Source organism: Streptomyces sp. NPDC060209 (assembly GCF_042728155.1).
In the GTDB taxonomy this organism is placed as follows: Bacteria; Actinomycetota; Actinomycetes; order Streptomycetales; family Streptomycetaceae; genus Streptomyces.
In genome coordinates this window covers 1-6,754 of the sequence record NZ_JBHWZS010000405.1, presented here as the reverse complement: position 1 = coordinate 6,754, position 6,754 = coordinate 1, and the positions used below count along the sequence as shown (strand labels likewise).

Here is a 6,754-nt window from a genome sequence, read left to right as displayed (position 1 = left end):
GGGAAGCGGCGGCCAAGGCGAGCTGCCGCCCGGCGTAGACCGGGCGGCAGCGTGGGTGAGGGTCAGATGCCGGGAGCCGCGACGTAGGTGAACGCGCCGGCGGCCGTGTCGGAGCCGGCCGTGTTGGTCACCACCACGTCGACCGCGCCGGCAGTGCCGGGCGGGGTCACCGCCGAGACCGTGGTGGAGTTCACCACGGAGAACGGTGCCGTGTTGCCGTCGAAGGTGACCGACTCGGTGGTGCCGAGGTTGGTGCCGGTGATGGTCACACCCGTACCGCCGGACGTCGGCCCGGATGTCGGCGCGACGGTGGTTACATTGGGTGCGTCCACGTAGGTGTAGGACAGCCCGTTGTTCGTTCCGCCCGCGGTGGTCACGCTCACTCCGACGGAGCCCGGCGCTGCGCCCGCCGGCACAGCGACGGTGAGCTGGGTGTCGGAGACGACCGTCGGCGTGGCGGTGTTGGCGCCGAAAGACACACTGGTGGCCGTCGCCAGCCCAACACCGTTGATCGTGACCGTGTTGCCGCCCGCCAGGGGGCCGGAGGTCGGCCCGAGCGAGGACTTGAACGGGGCTCCGACGTAGAAGAACGGAAGCGGGTTACTCGTGCCGCCCGCAGTGGTCACGGTCACCCCGACGGCGCCGGTGCCCGAGGGCGATATGGCCGTGACCTGGGTCGGGGAGACGTTGGTGACGTTGGTGGCCGGCTTGGCGCCGAAGGTGACGGCGCTGGTGCCGGACAGGTTCGTGCCGGTGATGGTCACCAGGGTGCCACCGCCGGTGGATCCCTGGTTCGGAGAGATGGGCATGGAGGAACTCCTCGCTGACAGGACGGACAGAGGATTCAGCGGAACCGGGGGCCTCCGGGTCGGCCTTCGCGGAAGGTCCTTGCGGGAGGGCGGGCGGCTCAACCGTGCCGTCGTGTCGACGGGTTCCTTCGTGGGTGCACAAAGGAAGAACCGGCAGACGCCGCCCTTTACCGTGTTCCCCGGTCATGGGATGGGCGGCCCACCGGTTCGCTGCTTCAAGTACGCCACAAGGACATACCTCTGACAAGACGTCATTCGCGGTACTCGGAGGGCAAAGCGCGGCACGGCGAACGCCTGCGTACCACCGGCGTACGCCACCGACTTCCGCCTGGCGCATAAAACAAGCCAGCCGGCACCGCGCAAGCGGCACCGACTGGCCATCCAACCCCCCGGGGCGCCCATCGCGATCCCGGCGGACCTGCGCCCTCCCCACGTGTGAAGGGCGACAACCCACCCCGGCACCACGCTCCCCGAGCGGTACTGCTGCCCATTGGTTGGATATCCTAAGTAATCCAATAACTCGGCATATGCCACAAGCCTCAGGTCGCCATGTCACCCGATCGGAGCAGTTGCGGGCGGGTGTCCCTGTGTCGTGGGTCAAGAGAAACGGGGTGCGTTGGGTCGGCGAGCCGGGCAGCATAACGGGGTGACCGACCTGCTGTCGGAAGACGTGAATTCCTTCTTCGACCCCTTGATGGACGTCATCATCCGCCATCCCGCCTCCCGGGTCCGAGATCTTGGCGCCGCCCGGACTATCCCGGCGTACCGCCAGGCGCCGGGATGACGCCGAGCTGCTGCAGGAACCCGAAAAGGTCCTTGTCCGACCACTTCTCCGCGAGCCTGCCATTCTCGATGCGGTGAATCACCGTCGCCGTCATCGTGAGCTGGTTACCGGTAGCAGGAATGCCAGGAAGGTCCCTCTCGTGCACTCCGTGGGCCGTCAGCCGGGTCACCACCTTGTCGCCCTCCGCGATCTGGTCTTCGATCGCATGGGTCCCGGGCGTGGCCTCCCAGAAGAGACGGAACGCCTGCTTGAGCCCCTCGCGACCGGAGCCGAGCCCCGGAAACGGTGGCGGTGAATGGTCCTGGTAGTCCTCGGCCACAAGATCGTCGATAGCCTCCACGTTGCCCTTGTCGATCTCCGCGTAAAAGCGGCGAACCAACCTCTTATTCTCTTCGCTCGACACGGGACTCCTCTGCGCGCGTGTTGTACCGCGGAACCGGTTTTAGGCCCGGAAGCATGCCCCGCCCAGGCATGGGACAACAGCTGAGGCGCGCCGTGCTCGCGCGCGCAATCACCCGGAAGCAGGCATGCGCGTAATTCAGCACGGCAGTAGGGCGAACGTTGCCTGATGCCGTTCTACTTTCACCTCGACGGGGTGCTTGGCAGCCTCCTCGATCCCGCCGGGCACCGGCCGCGTGCTGATGGGCCCGGCAGATCGTGGAGTCGACGTTCACGTCCCAGGTGATCAGGCCCGCGGCGTCCGCCCGGGCCCGCAATCCGGTCAGCACCGACGACCAGACACCATTGCGCTGCCAGCGGCGGAATAGCCCTAGAACGTCTGCCACGGACCCGGACCGCATTCCGTCGGCAGATCCCGCCACGGGGCACCGGTCCGTCCCGCCGGCGGATCCCGTCGATCAACCGCCGTCGGCATACCGAAAATCTGCCCAACACCGCTACCGTCAACAACCCCGGCACCGCCCACTGGCCCTCTGAAAGAGCCCCTCGCCCCACACCGAGACCATCACGGCAGGCGGGACACTGACCCCAGTCCTGAACACGCCCTAAGAAGTCATCGCAATTGGCTCGGCACGCTGTTGCGGCAGCCCAGGTCGGACGCCGCGTGATCCACATGCGGTCATCCCGGGTGGGCGTGACGATCGAGGTACGGGCCACGACCAGGGCGCGCGGCCTGCGTGGCTGGAAGAGCGGAGCGCGGCGCGGCTCGTTCCCTCTCACACCGGGAGCAGAGCATGACGAGCAGAGCGAACGAACCCGACGACATCGACACCGAGGGCAAGGCCGTACCACCGTACGAGGGCCGTCGCCGGTCTGGCGATGTCCAGGACAAGGAGAAGTCGAGCAAGGGCGGGGCGAAGACCGCCGGCGCGACGGGACCTGTCAAGGACGACGACATGAAGGCAGCCGCTCCCGAGCGGACGGACCGGGGCGCCACCGCCTCGCCGTCCGCCGGAGAGTCGACTGAGCGGAGCGCCCAGCATGGGTCGGAAGACACCGGAACTGGGCCCGCGCACCACCGTGGGACGAAGCGCGCCGAGGATCAGTCCTGACGTCACCCGCCTCTGGGTGGCCGAGGCTCCGGAGCTTCTGTGGAACGCCTTTGCGTACGATGCGTTGTTGGACGCCGCGCTCACGTAACCATCGCCGCAGGTGGCGATAGTCGTAGCCCTTGTCGGCGTGGAGCTTGGCGGGCCTGCGCCGACGAGGGGGGGCCGGGCTGGGCAGGGCCTGGCGTCCAGTAGGCAAGCCCCGCCGGCTGCGGGCCACCTACAACCGGTACGGCGGCGTGATGCGCATGCTTGCCGCCCTCGACCTGGCCACTGGCAACATCTACTACAGCATCCGGCAGCGCAAACGCTGGCGAGAGTTCCTCGGCCACCTGCTCAAGACCCTGCGCTCCCGTCGGCCTGGGGAGAAGCTGGACGTCGAGTTGGTCTTCCTGCCGACCTACGGATCCTGGCTGAACTGGATCGAATCGGAGTTCGCGGCCCTGCGCTACTTCGCCCTCAACGGCACCGACCACCGCACCCACGAGGAGCAGAACGCCCCCATCGCCGCCTACATCCGCTGGCGCAACGCCCGCGCCGAGCCCAAGACCGACTTCGCCCCGACCCGCCAATCCGCCAGTGGACCGCATGCCCGCCCAAGGCTGCATGACAAGCCACGAGGAGCAGTCCGGTCAGTTCTCGATCAACGCCCTGCGGGGAATGCTGCGCGCCGGCCGAAGCCGACCATGACGAGCGCCATGAGTGTGAGAGCGATCATCCCGGCTGGAAGGACCGGTGCGCCCACGCCATCGACGACCACAGCCCCCACAGCACCACCCGCAAAGATCGCCATGTTGAAGGATGTCGTCAGCATCGCGTTCGCCGCATCGGCGTTCTCGCCCGCAGCCTCCCCCATGGCCGTCTGCAACTGCGTCGCCGAGCCGCCGAACGCGAGGCCCCACAGGACGACCGCGAGCAGCACGAGCACAGTGGACTGCTGCGCGGCGGCAAGAAACGCTGCGGCGACGATGAGCAGGGTCACGCTCGCCAGGGTGAGCCTGCGAAGTGCGCGGTCGATGAACACGCCGGTGATCCAGATCCCTCCGAGCGCAGCGAGGCCGAAGACGAGAAGTGTGATGTCGGGCCGGAGCGCGAGACGCATCTGCTGCAGGTAGGAAGCGATGTAGGTGTAGAGCAGGTTGTGCGCGAGCATCCAGACGAATACGACGGCGAGGATGGTCGCCACGCCGGGAATGCCCAGCACTCGGCTGAGCGGAGCGCGTGTCCGCGCCGGCTGCCCCGGGGCGTCGGGCACGAGGAATTTCGCGAAGACCATGACGATGACGCTGAGCAGTGACATCGCGGCGAAGGACCAGCGCCACCCGACCGTCGAGCCCAGCCAGGCGCCAAGGGGGGTTCCGACGGACAGCGCGACGGGGGTTCCGGTCATGGCGATGGCAAGGGCACGCCCGGCGTGCTCAGGTGCGGCGATACGCCGGGCGTATCCGGCGAGCATGCCCCACAGCAGACCGGAGAAGGCTCCCCCGACGAACCGGGCGACAAGGGCGACGGTGAACGACGGCGATACCGCGGTGACGGCGTTCGCGACAAGGAACCCGAGCAGGCCCGCAAGGAGGAGCGGCTTCCGCCGTGCCCCGCGCGTCAGCGTGATCGCGGGTATCGCCGCGAGGACCGTTCCGATCGCGTAGGCGCTCACGAGCTGGCCGGCGCCGCCTTCGGAGACGTCGAGTCCGGCAGCAAGCTGCGGGAGCAGCCCCGCCGGCAGCGTCTCGGTCATGATCACGATGAATCCGGTACACGCCATCACCACCAGTGCCGGAACGGGGAACGACTCGTGCGCTCGCTCGCGAACCGGCGTGGGGCACGTTGTGGTCATCGGGTCGGACTCCTCCACTAGTTATGGATCGATTGATCCGATATTGATTCACGTGCTTACGGGTGTCAAACTGGATCAGTCAGTCCGCAATAGAGGAGGTTCGCCGTGTCCCCCGCCGGCCGTCCCCGCATCTTCGACATGGAGGCCGTCTTGGAGGCCGCGATGCTGCTGTTCTGGGAACAGGGCTACGAAGCGACATCGCTGGCCCAGCTCCGCGAGACCACAGGGCTGTCCTCCGCGAGCCTCTACGGCGCCTTCGGCTCGAAGGAGGGACTGTTCGAGAAGGCCGTTGAGCACTACATCGCCGGACCGGGCAGCGTCACCGATGTCGTGGCCGACGAGGCGGAAAGTCCCCGCGAGGCCATCGCCCGGCTCCTCCACGGGTCGATCAACATGCAGACCGACACATCCCACCCGCGCGGATGCCTCGTCGCCCTCTCGGGGACGGTCCAGGCACCGGGAGCAGGCGAGGCCGGAGCGCGAAAGGTCGTAGCGGCGCGCCGCGCAGCGGACCGGGCACGCATCAGGGCGTGCATCGTACGCGGCATCGCCTCAGGAGAACTCGCCGAAGACACCGACGTGGACGGCGTCACGTCAATGATCCACGGCTTCTTGCTCGGTATTTCGACACAGGTCTGTGACGGCACGTCAGCACGCCACCTGCACGCCGCGGCCGACGCCGTACTCGCGAACTGGGACACACAGGGACACTGACGCTCACTCGCGCCCGCGAGCAGTCGCCTCCGTGATCCTCGCGCGGGCCGGCACCAGCCCCGGGCAGAGGCTCGCCCTGATGGCCGGCCACGCCCCGAAGCACAGCGCTCACCTGGGCCGCTTCCACGTCGACAAAACGACACCGCCACCAGACGCAGGCGATCCTTGACCGACGCTGAAGCCGCAGACTGACTCACCGCAAGGGCGGTCAGAGGGATCTGATACGCCTCGGACACCACGGACCCCGAGGAGGTCAGCCACCACCGGGGCGCGGCATGACGAAGGTGACCGGGGTGTCAGTGGGGCAGGGCGGACTGGACGCCGTGACGACCTCGGACGTTCGGGGGCTGGAGCAGTTTGGGCGCGGCGTCCTGGACGACACTGCCTCTCCCACCTCTGCTCTCCGGCAGTTCCTTATGACTGGCTACGCCCACCATGAGGAACTGCGCGCCTGGGCGCTACAGGATCTGGACGGGTACCCGGCGGCCGATGAGCTGCCTTCGTACCGGAAGGTGCCGGCTCCCGTTCGAAGCGCCGCCCGCAGTGTCTCCGCCTCTCTGGATGCCGGCTCCGCCTATGGCCGGATCGATAACGCGCTGAAGAACACCGACGGCACACCCGGTGTGACCATCAAGGGGACCACCTTGCGGTCAAGTCGTGGTGTTTGTAGAGGACTTGCGGGTACCCGTGGTGTGAGCTGGTCCATTCGGGATCAGGTCTCATGGTGATCGTCCCGAAGGAGTGGCAGATGACGACGCAGTTCGGCAACCAACCGACCGGGCAGCGAGCGGCGAGCGGCAATGTGCTCAGCATCATTGCGATGGTGCTGGGCGTGATCTCGCTCCTCTTCCTGCCGATCGTCTTTGGCGTGATCGGCCTGATACTGGCCATCATCGCCAAGACCGTCCGGCACGAGCGACTCGCCGTGCCCGCCATCGTGGTCAGCGCGGTAGGCCTGATCGGCGGCATGCTCCTGGGCGCCGCACTGGCCGGGGCATGAACTGAGCAGCGCCGGCCCCACCTCGGTGGGGGTGTTGGGGGGCCCCCCCGGCGGGGGGCGGACAAAAACAACCACGAGGCGAGGAAAAAAAAAAAGAAGCCC

At 67.6% G+C, this 6,754-nt stretch carries 6 protein-coding genes and 3 pseudogenes; 5 read left to right on the top strand and 4 right to left on the bottom strand.

Annotated features, from left to right (window positions below; translation table 11 throughout):
* Nucleotides 1-62 precede the first annotated feature (62 nt).
* A complete protein-coding gene (locus ACFWFI_RS39660) occupies nucleotides 63-809 on the bottom strand; it encodes an IPT/TIG domain-containing protein (protein WP_387400315.1) in 747 nt (248 codons plus the stop codon).
* A gap of 752 nt (nucleotides 810-1,561) precedes the next feature.
* On the bottom strand, nucleotides 1,562-1,996 hold the full coding sequence (locus ACFWFI_RS39655; protein WP_387400314.1) for an ester cyclase: 435 nt from the start codon (nucleotides 1,994-1,996) through the stop codon (nucleotides 1,562-1,564).
* A gap of 790 nt (nucleotides 1,997-2,786) precedes the next feature.
* Here ACFWFI_RS39655 and ACFWFI_RS39650 point away from each other — a divergent pair.
* Entirely contained in the window at nucleotides 2,787-3,104 is a 318-nt protein-coding gene (locus tag ACFWFI_RS39650; RefSeq protein WP_387400317.1) for a hypothetical protein, read from the top strand.
* 19 nt (nucleotides 3,105-3,123) lie between these two features.
* On the opposite strand, the pseudogene ACFWFI_RS39645 reads toward ACFWFI_RS39650, so the two are convergent.
* Nucleotides 3,124-3,306 (bottom strand): annotated as a pseudogene (locus ACFWFI_RS39645) (IS5/IS1182 family transposase); the annotation flags it as partial.
* A gap of 438 nt (nucleotides 3,307-3,744) precedes the next feature.
* The gene (locus tag ACFWFI_RS39640) at nucleotides 3,745-4,938 is read right to left on the bottom strand and encodes an MFS transporter (RefSeq protein ID WP_387400313.1); all 1,194 of its coding nucleotides are present in this window, start codon (nucleotides 4,936-4,938) and stop codon (nucleotides 3,745-3,747) included.
* 105 nt (nucleotides 4,939-5,043) lie between these two features.
* Between ACFWFI_RS39640 and ACFWFI_RS39635 the strand changes: the two genes are divergently transcribed.
* From ACFWFI_RS39635 to ACFWFI_RS39620, 4 genes and pseudogenes are all read left to right on the top strand, one after another.
* On the top strand, nucleotides 5,044-5,652 hold the full coding sequence (locus ACFWFI_RS39635) for a TetR/AcrR family transcriptional regulator (protein ID WP_387400312.1): 609 nt from the start codon (nucleotides 5,044-5,046) through the stop codon (nucleotides 5,650-5,652).
* Nucleotides 5,653-5,927: 275 nt separating this feature from the next.
* Nucleotides 5,928-6,173, top strand: a pseudogene (locus tag ACFWFI_RS39630) (hypothetical protein); the annotation flags it as partial.
* Nucleotides 6,174-6,185: 12 nt separating this feature from the next.
* Nucleotides 6,186-6,380, top strand: a pseudogene (locus ACFWFI_RS39625) (hypothetical protein); the annotation flags it as partial.
* A gap of 20 nt (nucleotides 6,381-6,400) precedes the next feature.
* Nucleotides 6,401-6,652 carry a hypothetical protein gene (locus tag ACFWFI_RS39620; RefSeq protein WP_387400310.1) on the top strand — a complete coding sequence of 84 codons (252 nt, stop codon included), beginning with the start codon at nucleotides 6,401-6,403 and terminating at the stop codon, nucleotides 6,650-6,652.
* Nucleotides 6,653-6,754 lie beyond the last annotated feature (102 nt).